Genomic DNA, 16,861 nt, shown 5'->3' with positions numbered 1-16,861 from the left:
GCGCATGGGGTTTTCGCTCGAACAACCAGGTTTCGGACTGGTTTTCTGCCCGTTTCGAAGGCTCGCGAACACTTTTACGCCCGTAAGGCAGCACTACCCCCCTGAGGCTCCGCACGTCTGCGAGAGAAAGCCTTAACCATTCGGTGTAATTAACCACACGAAACAATGTTGGGACATCACCCCTGTCGTTCAGGAGACCATTTGTGAAGCGTTCGCTCTTGCTGGGTGCTGCATGTTGCGCCCTCGCTGCCCCGGCTTTCGCACAAGATATTCAGACCGGTATCGAAGACGATCTCAGCGCCAACGAAATCGTCATCACCGCGACACGACGCGCCGAAACAGTCCAAGACGTTCCCATCGCCGTGACCGCTATCGCCGGCGATCTGATCAACAATGCTGGTGTCACCGACATTCGCGGCCTGGAGCAATTGAGCTCAAGCCTTGAGGTTTTCACTGGCCAGTCCGCAGCGACGGGAACTTCGCTTTCGATCCGCGGCATTGGCACTGCAGGCGACAATCCCGGTTTCGAACCGGCAGTCGGCGTTTTCATCGACGGCGTCTACCGGGCACGCGCCGGCCTTGCGCTTGCCGAGCTTCCGCCGATCGACCGTGTTGAGGTAATGAGAGGCCCGCAGGGCACGCTCTTCGGTCGCAACACGTCCGCAGGTGCGCTCAGTATCATCACCGAAAGCCCATCGTTCGATCTCGGCGGCTATGCCGAGGTAAACTACGGCAATTATGACGCCATCTCACTGAAGGGCGGCATCACGGGCGGTGTCACCGACACGGTGGCACTGCGCCTCGACGGCATCTACCGCCAGCGCGACGGTTACATCCGCGATGTGAATTCGGACCGCCGCTTCAACAACCTCGACCGCCATACGCTGCGCGGACAGGCGCTGGTCGAGAAAGAAGACCTGAAGATACGATTCATTGCCGACTATTCGAAGACGGACGAGCAGTGCTGCAGCGCCGTGAGCGTCGTTGAGGGTCCCACCGCTCCGGCCGTTCAGCTTGGCGCTTCGCTCGCCGGGCTTACCGGCATCTACACGGGCAAACCCTCGGAGCGTCGGACGGCAGCGACACCGGGCCGGAGCTATGACGAAGCCGTTGAAGAGTGGGGCGTTTCCGCTGAGGTCACGTATGACTTCGAGGCGGTTACGCTGACCTCCATCACCGCGTGGCGCGACTGGGACGTGCGCCGCAACCAGGACATCGACTTTTCCGGCTTCGACCGCGCCTATCGCGAGGGATACAAGCCGGGGCTGCGCGATTTCACGCAGGAAATCCGCCTGCAGGGTTCGGCCTTGGACGATCGCCTCGATTGGCTGGTGGGCGGCTTTTACCTCAACGAGAAGCTAACGCTGACCGACCGCGTACGCTTCGGCACGCAGGCGAATTTCTACAGTGACGCGCTGTTCGCGCCGAGCGGCTTCGAGCTGTTCGACACGTTCGGCCCCGCCGTCCCGGAATTCGGACAGGTGCTGATGGCGCTGAACCCGGCGCTGGCAGCGGCCGCCGCGGGCGACCCAGCGCTGTTCGCGCTGCTGAACTCGCCCCTGCCCGGCGGCAGCGAGGGCGACGGCCAGATCAGCGATCGCTACCGCGTGAAGACGGAAGCGCTCGCGCTCTTCACGCACAACGTGTTCGAGATCACCGACACTCTGAAGCTGACGCTGGGCCTCCGCTGGAACCACGAGAAGAAGAAGATCAACGCGAACCTCAATGCGGTCTCGCCGACGTGCGACTTCTATCTCGATCCGTCGACCGCGATCCTGACGGGCGCACTTGCGACGCTGGCGCCCGATGCCATTCTGCTGACCTGCAACCCTACCACGAACCCCGAGTTCAACGGGCTTTACAACGGCAGCCGCAGCGAGAACGAACTCACCGGAACGGCGAAGCTCGCCTATGCGGTGACGCCGGACTTCATGCTCTATGGCGGATATGATCGCGGCTACAAATCGGGCGGCTACAACCTCGATCGCGGCGGCTTCGACTCGGTCATCCTCGGCGGCGACGGTGGGCAGATCGAAGATCTGGAGTTCGACAGCGAAAAGGTCGATTCCTGGGAAGTCGGCTTCAAGTCGCAGTGGGGCCGCGCGTTCACGCTGAACGTCGCAGCTTTCTATCAGGACTTCTCGAACTACCAGCAGCTGGTGTTCTCGGGGAACAGCTTCGTCACGATGAATGTCGACAAGACGGTGTCGAAGGGCGTCGAGGCGGAAAGCACCATCCGACCAGCGCGCGACCTGACCTTCCAGCTGAGCTACAGCCTTGTTGACGCGAAGATCAAAGACAGCAGCAATCTTGTCGGGACGCCGCTCGAGTTCGAAGCCGGCAAGCAGATCGCGCTGATTCCGCGGCACACGGTTACGGGCGCAGCGACGTGGACACCGCCGCTCAGCGATACGCTGAACGCGCTCGTGCACGCCGACTTCCGCTTCCAGAGCGAACAAGCGACGAGCTCTCAGAGCCGCGGCATTGCCGACAACGAAGGCTTTGCCGTCGTCAACGCGCGTATCGGCGTCGCATCGGCCGATGACAAATGGCGGCTGGAATTCTTCGTCGAGAACCTGTTCGACAAGTACTACCACATGGGTACGTTTGCCGTGCCGGAGCAGCCGGGCACGATCGCGGCCTATCCTGCGATGCCGCGGTTCTACGGCGTTTCGGCCCGCATAGGGTTCTAGCGATATGGGAAAAGGGGCGGCCCGGGGTCTCCAGGCCGCCCCTCCCCGCTCGGCACACTAGTGGGCGGCGCCGGGAAGCGTGGCCTGCGCAAGGTTGCGCGAGCTTGAAATCACTGCGTCGACATGCGCTGCCGCTGTGACCGACGTGTTGCGGACACATGCGCGGCGAACCATTTCCATGGCGATCTCTGCACTCGGCCGGGTGCCGCAGGCTGTAAACACCGCATCCGATGCGCGCTCACGCAGCGCATGCTCGCCTGCGAGCGTTGTGAGGTCGAGATCGGCAAAGCTGACCGCAACCGAGACCGGCTCGGCATGCGAAGACGCGCTGACGAGACCGGCTGTTGCTGCCGCCGCCAGCGCAATCGCTGTGCTTCTGACATAAAACATTCCGGGGAAACTCCTGTGCTTGGGGGGGCGCGAGGGGACACCGGGGAGGAAGGGCTGGGGGAACGTGTCCGCCTCGCGATGGCCCCTTATCGTCCACGAGCGTGACCGCCGCGTGAGAAGCGGGTCAACGCAGCGTCAAAAAAGCAGGTCAGAGAGAAAATCGCATCCGACCGGGGTTTGACGAAGATCAAAGACAGCCATCCCGCGAGAGCGGACAAGCCGTATTGAAAAGGCGCCACCGATGGGGGGAATGGCATTGATCCCGAGCGATTTCGAATACCATATGCGCCGCGCCGGCGAGCACTGGCGCCTTGCCCGGGCATCCGTATCCCCGGAAAAGCGCGCGATGCATAGCCGTATTGCCGACGCCTATATCCGAATCGCTGAAAAATTCTGGGATCAGGAACGAATCGCCGGTCTTCCTTCCACAGGCGGACTCATGCGCCTTCAGTAAGTGCCGTAAGAAAGATCAAAAACGCACGCGTTTTGTAAACCAGCCCGACACATCGGGCAGCATTCATTTCCATCCCGTGACAGCCGCGTGAACTTTATATGAGCGGCTCGACTTACCAAAAAAATGCGCCTCATAGGCGACCCCGGCAAATGGTTAACAAGGGGTCTTCATTACATGCGCACGCTTTCCGTTCTCGCTGGCCTGCTCGCTGCCGCCGCAGCCTTCCCTGCCAACGCCGCCGCCCTGAAGGTGCGCGGCACGACAAGCGTCACGCTCGGCGACGCTTCCGAAATCCCGGCTTATGATGCGAGCGGCGACCGCGTGTTCGTCGTCGGACTCAATGACGACAACGCATTTGTGAAAATCGTCGATGCGAAAACCAGCACCGAGATCGGTACACTCGACACGCACAGCTATTTTGCAGGCGGCTCTGCGAACAGCGTCGCAGTAGGCGGCGGCAAGGTCGCGGTCGCGATCCAGGCTGCGAACAAGACCGATCCGGGCCGCGTCCTCGTATACGATCTCGCGAACCTCGCTGCTGCGCCGCAGTCGTACACTGTGGGCGCGCTTCCCGATCAGGTCAGCTTCTCGGCGGACGGCACGCGGCTTCTCGTGGCAAACGAAGGCGAGCCTTCGAGCTACGGAAAACCTGACAGCGTCGATCCCGAAGGGTCGATCAGCTACATCGACCTTACCGCCGGAATGGTGAAAACCGCAGGTTTCGGCGCGTTCAACGCCAGCAAGTCGGAGCTTCAGGCCAAGGGCGTGCGCATCTTTGGGCCGGGCGCATCGGTCGCGCAGGACCTCGAGCCCGAATACACCGCCTTTTCGCCCGACGGCAAAAGCGCGTTCGTGACGCTTCAGGAAAATAACGCCATCGCTGTCGTGGATCTCGACGGGCCGGACGGCCCCGTCGTCACCGACATCATCCCGCTCGGCTTCAAGAGCTACGCGCCCGGCGCCAACCGATTGGACCCGTCGGACAAGGACGGCATCAAGGGTAATCTGCAGAGCCGTGCAGGCGTTTACGGCATGTACATGCCGGACGCGATCAAGAGCTTCACCTCAAACGGCAAGACCTATTTCGTGACCGCCAACGAAGGTGACGCCCGCGAATGGGATGGCCTCGTCGAGGAAGTACGCGCCGGCACGCTCGGCGACTACGGCATCTTTAACCGGCTCAACGTCACGAACACGCTTGGTGCGGAAGGTCCGGCAGACGGTGAGCTTTTCACCTTTGGCGGCCGGAGCTTCTCGATCCTCGACGAGAACGGCAACCGCGTGTTCGACAGCGGCGACGTGATCGAGCAGATCATGGCCGCGCGTTTCCCAGACGCCTTCGATGACGGCCGCAGCGACAACAAGGGACCGGAGCCCGAAGGGGTCGAGATCGGCATCGTTGATGGCCGCATGGTGCTGTTCCTCGGCCTCGAACGGTCGAACGGCAGCAGCCTCGGCTCGGTTCTGGCGTTCGACATCACCGACTTCGGCCTCGGTGTTGCACCGAAATATCTGGGCGCGATTGTTTCCGACCTGCTCGGACGCCCCGAAGGGCTCAGCTTTTTCACGCGTGACGGCAAGTCGTTCCTCGCCGTCGCCGACGAGGAGACGGGCAACCTCGCCATCTATGCGCTCAATGTCGTGAGCGAGCCCGCCGTTATGGGGCTATTCGGTCTCGGCCTGGCCGGGGTCGTCGCGATGCGCCGTCGGCGCCGTACGAAGGCGATCTCGTAGCACGCCTTTCCTGCCCCCACCGGCGTCTTTGCTAGACGCCCAGGGGGCAGGCCTTCCCTGCGCGCATACTGCGTGCCAATGTGCCCGCCATTAATATGGCAGGAGGCATTGCGCGTGGCAGGAAACATCTTCGGGCGTCGCAAGGGCCTGGACGACTGGCAGAGCTATTCCGGGAACCGCGCGCTTAAACGTACCCTGACCTGGCCTCATCTCGTTGCACTCGGTGTCGGCGCCATCGTCGGCACTGGAATTTACACGCTGATCGGCATCGGCGCGGGTAAGGCAGGCCCCGCCGTGATCGTGTCCTTCGCAATTGCCGGTCTGGTCTGCGCTTGTGCCGCTCTCGCTTATGCGGAGCTTGCCACGATGATGCCGGCCGCGGGCAGCGCCTACAGCTATTCCTACGTGGCCCTGAGTGAACCCGTGGCATGGATCGTGGGTTGGAGCCTCGTGCTTGAATACACCGTGGTCTGCGCGGCGGTCGCGGTTGGCTGGTCGGGCTATGCGGTCGGCTTCCTTAACAGCTGGGGCTTCACGATCCCGCACGAGTTCGCCGCAGGGCCGCACGCGGGCGGCATTCTCAACGTGCCCGCCGTCCTCATCACCATGGCTGTCGCGGGCCTGCTTGCGCTCGGGACGCGAGAGAGCGCGTTCGTGAACACGCTGCTTGTGCTGCTCAAGATGTCGGCGCTCGCGCTTTTCATCTTCCTTGCCCTGCCCGCCTTCGATGCCGCCAACCTCGAGCCCTTCGCCCCCTATGGCTGGGGCTCCGAAGAGATCGGCGGCAACACGGTCGGCGTGATGGCGGGCGCGGCGCTGATTTTCTTTGCCTTCTACGGGTTCGATGCGGTTTCGACAGCCGCTGAAGAGGCGAAGGACCCGTCGCGCGACCTTACCATCGGCATCATCGGCTCCATGCTCATCTGCACGGTCGTCTACATGGCGGTCGCGGCAGCAGCGATCGGCGCTATGCCGGTGGCCGAGTTTTCCGCAAGCGGCGAGCCGCTCGCACACGTGCTGCGTTCGCTCGACTGGCCGGTCGCTGCGCAACTGATCGGCGCAGGCGCCATTGTCGCCATGCCGACCGTGCTGCTCGCCTTCATGTACGGTCAGAGCCGAATCTTCTTCGCCATCGCACGCGACGGCCTGCTTCCCGAGCGGCTGTCGCACGTGAACGCCCGCACCGGTACGCCGATCCTGATGACCATGGTCACCGCCATCGTCGTCAGCATCATCGCGGGTCTGCTGCCGCTCGGCGAGATCGCCGAGCTGGCCAATACGGGCACGCTCGCTGCATTCACCGCCATCGGCATCAGCCTTATCGTACTGCGCCGCCGCGCACCGAACGCAAAGCGACAGTTCCGGGTGCCCTTCCACCTGCCGGTCGCGCTCGTCGCCATCGGCGGCTGCCTCTATCTGTTCATCAGCCTGCCCGAAAAGACGCAGTTTCGCTTCCTCGTCTGGAACCTGATTGGCGCGGGCGTCTATCTCGCCTATGGCGTACGCCAGAGCCTGATCGCCGTTGCCAGTCGGAAGGAAGCCTGATGTACCGCCTGTTCGTCCTCGCCAAATGCGACCTCGGCCACGCCGCGAGCGTGGGCAACCGCATCGCCGAGATGGACGAGGTCGCCGAGGTTTATTCGGTGACGGGCGAGTATGACCTGCTCATCAAGGTGGGTTTCAGCGACCTTCCCGAGATCGAGGACTTCGTGCAGGAAAAGCTGCACAAAGTGCCCGGTCTCAAGGAAACTGTGACGATGATGTCTTACCGGGTTTATGGCGAGGACATTGGGGATTTCGTGAACTGAAATTGATGAAGTTGTCGACGGAGGGGCTGTTTCGTCTTGTTGTGAGACAAAAATCTCATTATGAGTATTTTGTCGAATCAACCTGACGATGAGATGACGACGATGACGAGCGGAGTTTTGAGCCGGGAGGAGATGGACCGGCGGATGGATGCGCATTTCGGGTTCGAGGCGCGCGACGATGTGGAGGGCGTGCTCGCCACGCTTTCGCACGATGTGGAACACGACATCGTCGGCTGGCCCGCAGGCCCCGCGCACGGGCGCGAGGCGACGCGCGGCTTTTATGAGGCGCTGTTTCAGGACCTCTCCGACGGGCGCTTCACGACGCTGCGCCGCCTCTACGGCGAGAACTTCCTTGTCGACGATTCGCTTTGGGAAGGGTTCGCGCCGGGGCATCCGTTCGGCGTTTCGGGGGGCGGCCGGCCGCTGAAATTCCGGCTGCTCCACGTGATCGAATTCGCGGACGACGGCGACATTGCGCGCGAAAACGTGTGGGTCGACCTCGCCGCCATCCTTCAGCAACTTCCCCAGCAATAGCGTGGCGAAGGCGGAGCAGACCGGACGCTGGAAACAACGACGGCGGACACGGCAGGACATTCTGGCCGCCGCCGCCGAACTGCTGAAAAAAGGCCATCGGCCGAGCCTTGAGGAGATCGCGGACGCCGCGCTCGTGTCGCGGGCCACAGCTTACCGGTATTTTCCGAACGCCGATGCGCTGCTTGTGGAGGCGGCGCTGGAGATCGAATTTCCCAAGATCGGCGAGGTTCTGGAAGGCGCAGGTGACGACGCGGTGCAGCGCACCCTGCGCGTGGATGCGGCGCTCCATGCGCTCATCCGGGAGAACGAGGTGCCCCTGCGCCTGATGATCGCGAGCGCGCTTGAGCGCGGGGCGCGGGGCGACCTGCCCGTCCGTCAGGACCGGCGGACGCCGATGCTGGAGGAAGCGCTCGCGCCCGCGCGGGCTTCATTCAATGCAGCCGACTTCAAGGCGCTGATCGCGGCGCTATCGCTTGTCGTGGGCCCCGAGGCGATGATCGTGTTCCGGGACGTGCTGCGACTGGACGACGCCGAAGCGACGCGCGTGCGCCGCTGGGCGATCGAGGCGCTGATCGCGGCGGCGCGCTAGGCGCCGACCACCATTTCGAGCGTCACAGCGGCAACGGCGAACTGGCCGCGCATCTTGTCGGCGATGACCGAGGCATCGTGCTCGGAAAGACCGGGGACGACGACGCGCATCTCCAGCTTTTCCCGGACCCGGCGAGACCGGAAGACCGAGGGCACGAGATCGCGCTGCGCGAAATAATTCAGCATTCTGAGGCTGATATGCGGATCGACGTTCGCAATAATCTCGAAATGCGCGCTCCTGCTCACGTAGGCGAGGTGCGGCCCGGAAACGGCGGGCGCGGCGGCAGCAAGAGCGGTGGACATGACATTCCTTTTTCAAGATTGCGGCGCACTTTTCGCACGAACGCCGAGAAAAAGGGATGCAAAGCGATTGAGCATTCACCGATTTTGTGCATAAAAATCCGCAAATCCAATTTCATAAAGACTAATTTATGCAGCTTGACGATTTCGACCGAAAAATCCTTCGCGTTCTGCAGGAGGATTGCAGCCTTTCCACCGCGGAGATCGCGGAGCGCGTGGGCCTGTCCCAATCGCCGTGCTGGCGGCGCATCGCGGCGATGGAAGAGGCAGGCATCATTCGCAAGCGCGTGGCGCTGCTCGACAGGCGCAAGGTGGGGCTTGGCGCGCAGGTCTTCGCCAACGTGAAGCTCTCGGCGCACGGGCGGGCGCACATGGCGGAATTCGAGGCGACGGTGCGGGAGATAGAGGAGATCCAGGAATGCTACGTGCTGATGGGCACGACGGACTTCCTGCTGCGGATCGTGACGACGGACATCGAGGCTTACGAGAAGCTGTTCTTCGAGAGGCTATCCCGCCTTCCCGGCGTGCAGGAGATCACCTCTTCCATGGCGCTCTCGGAGATCAAGAGCACCACCGCCGTGCCGGTCAGATCCGCTCAAGCCTGAGCGGGAGACCGTCGCGGGGCCTTGGCATCGGGAACATGGCGAAGTCCGCCTTGTAGCCTTCGCCGAGCACGATGCGGCGCCCCTCCAGCAGCTCGAACAGGAAGGCCTTCGCCTGCATGTAGGCGAAGTGGAGGCCGAGGCACATGTGGCCGCCGCCGCCGAAGGGCACCCAGGCGTATTTGTGCCGGCCCTTGGCGTTTTCGGGCGAAAAGCGCGAGGGATCGAACCGGTCCGGATCGGGCCAGAGATCGGGGAGACGATGGGTCATCATCGGGTTGATGCCGATGTGTGTACCTGCCGGGATCGTATAGTTCCCGAACACGAAATCCTTGAGCGCCCGGCGCGGCAGGCCGGGCACGGGCGCATTCAGGCGCATCGCTTCCTTGAAGGCCCACTCGCACTTTTCGAACCGGTCCAGCTCCCCATAGGGAATCCTGTCCCCGAACGCCGCGCGTGCGCCGCGCACCTCGTCGCGCAGCGTTTCCTGCCACTGCGGCGAGGCACCCAGATAATAAACGGTGGAGGTGAGCGAGGAGGTGAGCGTGTCGTGCGCCGCCATCATCAGGAAATTCATGTGATCGATGATTTCCTGATCGGTGAGCAGCCGCGTCTTGCCGGTCGCCTCGTCCTCGTGCTCCGCATTGCAGATCTGCGTGAAGATGTCGTCTCCGGTCGCGCCGCGGCGCTTCGGAATCTCGCGCCCGAAGAAGGCGCACATATAGGCCCGCCCCTTCACCCCGCGCGCCATCGCCGTGAACGGCAAGGGCCGCCGCACGATGCCCATGGACGCCGCGACCATATCGACGAAGCTCTTGTTGATCCGGTCCGCCTCCGGCCCCCAGGGGATGCCGAGGAAGGAGGTGGCGGCAAGATCGAGCGTGAGCTGCTTGATCGCCGGATAGAATTTCACGTCCTCCGGCCATTTCGCGACGCGCGCGGCGATGCCATCCTGCAGCGCGCCCAGATAATTCTGCATCGGCGCGGGCTTGAAGGCGACCGAGAGCGTTTTCCGGTGAACGCGGTGCTCTTCGAAATCCATCAGCATCACGCCGCGCGGGAACAGCAGATCGAGGATCGGGTTCCAGCCCTGCTCCGAAGAAAACGTCTTGTCCCGATCCATGAAGACGAGCTCGTTCGCTTCCGGCCCGATCAGCGAGACCTGCCAGCCGCCGCTGATGTTGGGCGTGCGATAGACGCGGCCATAGCGGCCCATCTGATCGCGCACCATGGTGAGCGGGTCTTTCAGGAACGCGAGGCTGCGCAGCACGCCGCGCAGCCGCGACCGCGGCATCTCGCCGGGCAAATGCGCCAGATCGGCATAGCCCGTATCGCGAAGGCGCGCGAAACGCTCCGCGGGCGTCGAGCCGTCGTCGGTGCGAAACTCCTGCGGATGAACCGGCGCGTTCATGGCGTACCCTTCCCCACAACCGCCCGTTTTTCGGGCCGATCGTGTGCGGCGGGCGCGCCTCCCACAGTACGCCCGCACGCACACAGCATCGAAAGCACGCGACTCTCCCTTCGCGCGCAAAATGCGGAGTGAGGATACGCAAAAATGGGCTGGGCGCAATCTAATTTACACTGAGGTAAGTGGGAGAAGCGGAAGCCAACCGCTATACCATTCAACGCCGACGCATCAGATCAAAAGTATCAGGCACCCAATCATCATCTTCATGCGGTCGCCAAACTGCCTCGCCTAGATGCACAAGCGAGATCGTAAAATCATACTGATCTGAAAAGAGCGTAAGTTCGGTGGACGGCTCTCCAAACCAAGCCTCGTCATGTTCTGCAACGCTCCTACCGCCAACCCCACCCGTCGCAGCAAGTGAGGCGACGGGCAATTCAATGGGCGTGCGGTTCACTGTTCTGAAATAGGCGCCGGTCTTAAGCGCGCTTTTGCTGGAGCGCGCCCATAGTACGAACCCGTCACGTGAGACAACAAGAACAGAACGACGTTCAGCATACTCAATCCAGCGCAATGCCGCAGCCATTAGCGACACGCCGTAGCGTTCCCCACACGCTACAAGATCGTCGAGCGAGGGTTTCGCCTTTGCAGGAATTTGAAGTCGGAAATCATTGAGCGGCATTAGAAGTCCAGCTGCAAAAGTATTCGCTTGCTGTTCAATTTCCCGATAGACGCCGTCCCAGCGCACCATGTCCTGCTGTCCACATTCGATGCCGTCAGGATAGTCGGCGCGGTGCAGCAAATAGTGGCCAAACTCATGTGCCAGCGTGAAGTTTATGCGCCCTTTGGAACTAATGGCATCGTTGTAAATGATGCCCCATCCTGATTTTCCGGTAGGAGCTCGGTATAGCGCACCATCAAACTTGCCGAGGCTTGCTCCTTTCACCAATGTAATTGCATCGCCAGAAAATCGCTGAGCACTAAATTCGCGCGCGACAGTCGTTACATTAACGGGAAATCGACCGTGACCATCTGCATAGACTTGGTCAAGCAGCCGCGTAAGGTCTGCAGCCCAGCGATTTGCAGACAGCTTCAAATTCACTCATCATCACCCCAAAGTTCAACCATACGGCGAATCTTTGCTTTCGTCGGTGCATCCATTTTCTGATAGCTGCGATAGAAATGTGCGTCCTCTGCGTCTTCCTGCGAAGTTTCACCTTCAAGAAGAAAATCAATTGTAGTTCCTAATTTGTCAGCGATCTTCGCCAGCTTCTCAGCAGATGGCCGAGGTGGCCGCTTATTCTCTAACTCCCAGATATAGCTCTTACTCGATCCGCTTTGTTCCGCAAGCTGATCTAGGGTTAGCCCTCTTTCTTTTCTTAGATTACGAATACGATCGCCAAGCGGGTTCACTGAGGTCATTTTTACCCAATTCAAAAAATTCGGAGTAGGCGCACTTTATCGCCTTGACAAGCGAATCACAAACCCTCAATTTGTTCGGAGTAGCGGTATATTTTGTATCGATACAATTGCAAGGACGACAAAATGCCAAAGGGACCCAAAACTCACCACGTGGTGCCGAACTCCAACGGTGGGTGGGATGTAAAACGGGGTGGCAGCGAACGCGCCAGCGGTCATTTTGACACCAAGGCGCAGGCGCTCGAACGCGGTCGCGAGATCAGCCGTAATCAACAGACAGAACTGCGCATACACAACCGCGACGGTCGTATCTCGAGCAGCGACAGCCACGGCAATGATCCCCATCCACCACGTGGCTAACGTGATTAAACAGGAGGACAAAAAATGGCTGTTTTTGTAGTTACATGGAATCTGAATAAGGAACGCTCGGGCTATGACCAAGCCCGTCGTGAATTCATTGCCCATCTCGAACGCTATGATAACGTGAAAGACTCCGGCCTAGAAACCGTGCGATGGATCTCTACTACCAACACGGCGGAGGATATCAGCGCGTTCCTGCAGCAAAAGCTCGATAAAAATGATCGTTTGTTTATTTCGAAGCTGAACTCAGGCCAACATCAGGGGTGGCTGGACAAGACCACTTGGTCTTGGATCAATGCGCGCCTCTAATCCGTAGATACCGGCTTATGCCCCGCCCAAACCTCACGGAACAGCCGGTCGAAATTGCCGCCGATCACCTTTTCGATGATGCGCGCCGGGTACTTCGCGTGGTCCATTTCGGCGGCGATGCTCTGGTCGCTGTCGATGCCGATATAACCCTTCCGCAGCGGTGCACCCCTACTTCGGCGCCCCGCTATACCCCGCCGCCTTCCGCAATTCCGCGGCATCCATCACGTAACCATCGCTGACCACGGTCAACACGCGGCGGAGCGCGCCGAGGTCGGTTGAGGGGTCTCCGTCCACCAGCACCATGTCCGCCTCCTTGCCCACCGCGATCGAGCCGGTGCGCGCGTCGGCGCCCACCACGCGCGCGGGGACGATGGTTGCGCTTTGCAGCGCCTCGGCGGGGGTGAAGCCGGCCTGCTGATAGATTTCAAGCTCGCGGATGAGCTCTATCCCCCAGCCGTCCGTGCCTGCCACGATGGGGACGCCCGCCTTGTGGAGTCGGCCGACCAGCTCCACCATCTTCGCATAGCTTTGGCGATAATCGTCGCGCGTCAGCCCCTCGACCAGCGGATAGCCGCCGCTGGTGAACTGCGCGCGCTCCATGACCGGGGAGATGATGCCCATGTAGGGCGCATAGGCCGGATGGGGCTTTCCGCCATCCTGCGTGAGCATCCCTTCGAAGATGACGATGGTGGGGTCCACCTGTGTCTTGCGGCGGGCGAGATCGGCGATGAAGCCCTTCATCAAGGGGCCATCGAGATCGACATCCTTGAAGTAGCGCGCCGGCCCCTCCATGCGCTGGCGGGTGTTCGCCTTGTCGATCACCTCGCGCGGCATCGCCTCCATCACCACGAAATTGAGGTGGGTAAGCTCGTCGTAACCGGCGGCGACGGCCTCGCTCGGCTTCATCGTGGCGGGCACGTGGCCGTGCACATGAAGGCCGAGGCGGTGCGCCTCCGCCGCGGCAGGGGCGATCCACGCCGGGTTCATGGAGGTGTAGAACTTCACGCCCCAAAGGCCCGCATCCTTTATGCGGCGCACGGCGGCGATGGTTTCCGCCTCGCTGCTGACGACCTCCGCGCCCTGCGCGGCGAGCGGGTCCTTCTTGTCCACAATGGCGGAGATGAAGGGCTCGCCCATCAGCAGCTTGCCGGCGGCGCGGCGCTTCACCACCTCCACCGCGCGATCGAACGTGGTGCCGGGGCTGCGGAAGCTGGTGATGCCGTTCGCGATGTTGCTGAGCACGCTCCAATCGTCGCCGATGTGGAGGTGGCTATCCCAGATGCCGGGCACCAGCGTCTTGCCGCGACCATCGATGACCTGCGCGCCAGCAGGCGCCTTCAGCGAACCCGCCGCGCCGATGGCCGCGATCTTGCCATCCTGCGCGAGGACCGCCTTGCCCGCCAGGAACACGCCCTTGTCGGCATCGAAGAGCTGGACGTTATCGAAGAGGACCGGGGCTTTCGCGGCGGGATCGAGGAAGCGCTTCGCAATGCCTTCGACGGCCTTTGCGGTCGCTGCGTCCTGCGCGTCGCGGAGCTGGCGCAGCGTGCCCTCGTACCCCGCCGGAAGCAGCGAGATGTAGCTGACCTCGCCGAAATAGCGCTTGTTCTCATCGAGCCACACGGGAACCGGCGAGGGCATGATGCCGCTGATGAAGGCGAGCTGGACGGTCTTGGGGCCGGAGGGGCCGTTGATCGTCTGCGTGCCGCCGAAGGTCATGCGGCCCTTGCCGCTCGGCAGGAAATCGAGGCCCTTGTCGCCCGCCGCGGCAAGCGCCTCGATCAGCGGGGCGCCCGCGATGCCGACGCCGCCCGCCGGGATGTACCACGCGCCCGCAGGCGCCTCGCCCGCGTCGTTCGCGGTTTTCCAGGTCGCGCGGCCATTCGCGACGCGGAACTCTTCCGCCGCATCGCCCGACATGGTGACGCCGCGCACCGTCAGCGCCTCTATGGCGCCGTCTTTGCCGAAGCGTGTCACCTGGTCCATCTCGGTGATCCAGCCGCGCAGCTCCTGCGACCAGCGGTACGCCGTGCGGCCATCGGGAAGCTGCCAGCGCCACTGGCTGCCGTGCGTGCCCGCTTCGGACACGACGACATAATGCACCGCGTCCGCCGGGGGCTTCAGCAGCTGATCCTTCGGAACGGGCCTGGACTGGGCGGCAGGCGCGGCACCCTCGTGCGCGCGGGCCGGGCCAACAGCAGCAGACGCAAGCAGCGCCGCGATCAGAACCAAGCGCATCGTCGATCTCCCCGTTATCCGGGGGGAAGCTAAGGGCAAGACGCGCGGGAAGGCAAGCGCCGGCGGCGTCAGTCCATCAGGGCTTCATCGGCGAAGATGGCGGTTTCGGGGGCACCGCCTGCGGCAAGGCGGCCACGGTACATGCCAAGGTCGTTCAGGCCGAAGGCGGGGCGCCCGTCCGCGCCCATCGCGATGAGACCGCCCTCCCCGCCGATCGCGCCGATGGCCGCAATCGTCGCCTTCGCGGCCTCCGAAAGGCTCTCCCCGCGCCACGCCACACGGTCGCACACCTGCCGCGCGGCGCTTTCGCGGATGAAATATTCGCCCGAGCCGGTCGCGGAGACCGCGCACTGGCCGTTACGCGCATAGGTGCCCGCGCCGATGATCGGGGAATCGCCCACACGGCCCCAGCGCTTTCCAACCATGCCGCCCGTGGAGGTCGCCGCCGCGAGGTTGCCCGCGGCATCGAGCGCGACCGCGCCGACAGTGCCGAACAGGTGCGTGGGATCCACCGCCGCCTGCTGGCGCGCCTTCCACGCCTCATACTGCTTCCAGCGCTGGTCCGTGCGGAACCACGAGGGATCGACCTGCTCCAGCCCCTGCTCGACCGAGAAGCGATCCGCCCCCGGCCCGGCGAGCATGACGTGAGGCGTATGCTCCATGACGGCGCGCGCGAGATCAACCGGATGGCGCGTGCGCGTGACGCCCGCAACGGCGCCCGCCTTCAGCGTCCGGCCGTCCATGATGGAGGAGTCGAGTTCGTTGCGACCCTCCGCCGTGAAGACCGCGCCGCGACCGGCGTTGAACAGCGGATTGTCTTCAAGCACACGCACCGCGGCGGCTACGGCATCAAGCGCCGTGCCGCCCTTGCCGAGGACCTCACCGCCCGCCTGCAGCGCCGCGTTCAGCCCGGCGCGGTAGGCCGCATCCTTCTCCGGCGACAGCGCGTTCCGATCCATCACTCCGGCGCCGCCATGGATGGCGAGCGACCAGAGCGGCACTTCGCTGATCTTGCCGCCGTGCGCGGCGTAAGCACGCGTGAAGACGGGGTTTTCCACCTCGCCCGAAGGCAGGTGCACGACCGACCCCGCGCCGATGCCGACCACGCGGATACGCGGCGCTTCAAGCGGACCTGTGGGGCTGAGGCCGCGCAGCGCCGTCCCGTCCACCAGCCATGCGCCGCCATCGGGCGCGGTCGCATAGATGCGCCCTGTGCCGTCCGGCTCCACCGCAAGCGCGGCGCTTTCATCGACGCCGAGGCCAAGCATCGGCGGCAGATCGGCCGCGCGGCCGGCCTGCGCCTTCGCAAGGAAGGCGAACAGACGCCCGAGCCGGTTGCGTTCCTTGAAATGCGTGTCGGTGACGATGCCCTTCAGCAGCGCCAGGTTCAGGAAATCACCCTCGATGGTGTTCTCGGCGCCAAAGGGATCGGCAAGCGCCTCGTCGCTTTTGATGCTGCCGACAGCCGCGCTGTAAAGCTGCTCGCCGAGCATGGCGAGCCCCGCGCTCGTACCCGCCAGCGGCTTTCCCGCAGCGACGTGCGCATTCAGAATGTCCTCGACCTCGGTGCCCTTCCAGTAGCGCACATAGCGCGACTGGTCGCCGCCCGCGATGAAGATGCCGTCCGCCCGCTTCAGGCTGGCGAGGATCTTCGGGTCCGCTGCCGCCGCGCGATCCTTGAAGACGAACGTCTCGGCGGACGTGATGCCGCCCAGCTCGTTGTAAAACTCCTTGCCGATCTCCGGACCCAACGAGGCGCGCAGGATGACGATATGCCCGCGCCCGGCCTTGCCGAAGAACCAGCGCATGGACTCGTGATTCCGGTCCCCGCCACCCATCAGCAGAAGCCCGCCCGAGACAGGAGCCGGCGTGGCCGCACTGAGATCGCCGAGCACATAGTGGCTGTAGCGCCCCTTCGCGAACGCCGGCGACACCACGAAGAGCAGCCCGATCAGCGCCGAAAACAGCCCTTTTGAGAATCCCGATTTCAGCATGCGGACGGCCCTTCCCGAAAAACCCGATGTGAC

At 63.0% G+C, this 16,861-nt stretch carries 17 protein-coding genes; 10 read left to right on the top strand and 7 right to left on the bottom strand.

What is annotated here, in order from left to right; translation table 11 throughout:
* The first annotated feature begins 203 nt into the window (after positions 1 to 203).
* Complete coding sequence (locus DFR51_RS05105) at positions 204 to 2,693, top strand: TonB-dependent receptor (RefSeq protein WP_121047913.1); 2,490 nt, start codon at positions 204 to 206, stop codon at positions 2,691 to 2,693.
* A gap of 57 nt (positions 2,694 to 2,750) precedes the next feature.
* On the opposite strand, the gene DFR51_RS05100 is transcribed toward DFR51_RS05105, so the two are convergent.
* A complete protein-coding gene (locus DFR51_RS05100; RefSeq protein ID WP_121047912.1) occupies positions 2,751 to 3,083 on the bottom strand; it encodes a UrcA family protein in 333 nt (110 codons plus the stop codon).
* 283 nt (positions 3,084 to 3,366) lie between these two features.
* Here DFR51_RS05100 and DFR51_RS05095 point away from each other — a divergent pair, with 283 nt between their 5' ends.
* The 6 genes from DFR51_RS05095 (at position 3,367) to DFR51_RS05070 (ending at position 8,202) form a co-directional block, all read left to right on the top strand.
* Positions 3,367 to 3,537, top strand: a complete 171-nt coding sequence (locus DFR51_RS05095) for a hypothetical protein (protein ID WP_207790672.1) — start codon at positions 3,367 to 3,369, stop codon at positions 3,535 to 3,537.
* A 174-nt stretch (positions 3,538 to 3,711) separates the two neighbouring features.
* Positions 3,712 to 5,271 (top strand): choice-of-anchor I family protein, encoded by a 1,560-nt coding sequence (locus DFR51_RS05090; protein WP_160119176.1) that lies wholly within the window; start codon positions 3,712 to 3,714, stop codon positions 5,269 to 5,271.
* 114 nt (positions 5,272 to 5,385) lie between these two features.
* The gene (locus DFR51_RS05085; RefSeq protein ID WP_243445385.1) at positions 5,386 to 6,816 is read left to right on the top strand and encodes an amino acid permease; all 1,431 of its coding nucleotides are present in this window, start codon (positions 5,386 to 5,388) and stop codon (positions 6,814 to 6,816) included.
* The gene (locus DFR51_RS05080) at positions 6,816 to 7,079 is read left to right on the top strand and encodes an Lrp/AsnC ligand binding domain-containing protein (protein WP_121047908.1); all 264 of its coding nucleotides are present in this window, start codon (positions 6,816 to 6,818) and stop codon (positions 7,077 to 7,079) included. Before DFR51_RS05085 ends, DFR51_RS05080 begins: the two co-directional genes overlap by 1 nt.
* Before the next feature lie 93 nt (positions 7,080 to 7,172).
* Positions 7,173 to 7,613 carry an ester cyclase gene (locus DFR51_RS05075; protein WP_243446542.1) on the top strand — a complete coding sequence of 147 codons (441 nt, stop codon included), beginning with the start codon at positions 7,173 to 7,175 and terminating at the stop codon, positions 7,611 to 7,613.
* 1 nt (position 7,614) lies between these two features.
* Complete coding sequence (locus DFR51_RS05070; RefSeq protein WP_121047907.1) at positions 7,615 to 8,202, top strand: TetR/AcrR family transcriptional regulator; 588 nt, start codon at positions 7,615 to 7,617, stop codon at positions 8,200 to 8,202.
* Here the strand turns inward: DFR51_RS05070 and DFR51_RS05065 are convergent.
* The gene (locus DFR51_RS05065; RefSeq protein WP_121047906.1) at positions 8,199 to 8,504 is read right to left on the bottom strand and encodes a hypothetical protein; all 306 of its coding nucleotides are present in this window, start codon (positions 8,502 to 8,504) and stop codon (positions 8,199 to 8,201) included. The two genes, DFR51_RS05070 and DFR51_RS05065, sit on opposite strands and share 4 nt — an antisense overlap.
* A gap of 128 nt (positions 8,505 to 8,632) precedes the next feature.
* On the opposite strand from DFR51_RS05065, the gene DFR51_RS05060 reads away from it, so the two are divergent.
* Entirely contained in the window at positions 8,633 to 9,106 is a 474-nt protein-coding gene (locus DFR51_RS05060; RefSeq protein ID WP_121047905.1) for an Lrp/AsnC family transcriptional regulator, read from the top strand.
* On the opposite strand, the gene DFR51_RS05055 is transcribed toward DFR51_RS05060, so the two are convergent.
* The 3 genes from DFR51_RS05055 to DFR51_RS05045 form a co-directional block, all read right to left on the bottom strand.
* Entirely contained in the window at positions 9,087 to 10,514 is a 1,428-nt protein-coding gene (locus tag DFR51_RS05055) for a cytochrome P450 (protein ID WP_121047904.1), read from the bottom strand. The two genes, DFR51_RS05060 and DFR51_RS05055, sit on opposite strands and share 20 nt — an antisense overlap.
* A gap of 211 nt (positions 10,515 to 10,725) precedes the next feature.
* Positions 10,726 to 11,610, bottom strand: coding sequence for an ImmA/IrrE family metallo-endopeptidase (locus tag DFR51_RS05050; RefSeq protein ID WP_243445384.1), 885 nt, complete (start codon positions 11,608 to 11,610; stop codon positions 10,726 to 10,728).
* Positions 11,607 to 11,930, bottom strand: a complete 324-nt coding sequence (locus DFR51_RS05045; protein ID WP_121047903.1) for a helix-turn-helix domain-containing protein — start codon at positions 11,928 to 11,930, stop codon at positions 11,607 to 11,609. Before DFR51_RS05045 ends, DFR51_RS05050 begins: the two co-directional genes overlap by 4 nt.
* A 123-nt stretch (positions 11,931 to 12,053) precedes the next feature.
* Between DFR51_RS05045 and DFR51_RS05040 the strand changes: the two genes are divergently transcribed.
* Both DFR51_RS05040 and DFR51_RS05035 read left to right on the top strand, forming a co-directional pair.
* A complete protein-coding gene (locus tag DFR51_RS05040) occupies positions 12,054 to 12,287 on the top strand; it encodes a DUF2188 domain-containing protein (protein ID WP_121047902.1) in 234 nt (77 codons plus the stop codon).
* A gap of 24 nt (positions 12,288 to 12,311) precedes the next feature.
* Complete coding sequence (locus DFR51_RS05035) at positions 12,312 to 12,596, top strand: hypothetical protein (RefSeq protein WP_121047901.1); 285 nt, start codon at positions 12,312 to 12,314, stop codon at positions 12,594 to 12,596.
* A 168-nt stretch (positions 12,597 to 12,764) separates the two neighbouring features.
* Here DFR51_RS05035 and DFR51_RS05030 read toward each other — a convergent pair whose 3' ends face one another.
* Together DFR51_RS05030 and DFR51_RS19550 are read right to left on the bottom strand one after the other, a co-directional pair.
* Positions 12,765 to 14,834, bottom strand: coding sequence for an amidohydrolase family protein (locus DFR51_RS05030; protein ID WP_121047900.1), 2,070 nt, complete (start codon positions 14,832 to 14,834; stop codon positions 12,765 to 12,767).
* Positions 14,835 to 14,902: 68 nt separating this feature from the next.
* Entirely contained in the window at positions 14,903 to 16,828 is a 1,926-nt protein-coding gene (locus DFR51_RS19550; protein WP_121047899.1) for an isoaspartyl peptidase/L-asparaginase, read from the bottom strand.
* Between the last annotated feature and the right edge of the window lie 33 nt (positions 16,829 to 16,861).

Origin of the sequence: Sphingosinicella microcystinivorans (assembly GCF_003634215.1) — a bacterium.
Lineage (GTDB): Bacteria > Pseudomonadota > Alphaproteobacteria > Sphingomonadales > Sphingomonadaceae > Sphingosinicella > Sphingosinicella microcystinivorans.
This window is presented reverse-complemented; position numbering and strand designations above follow the sequence as displayed.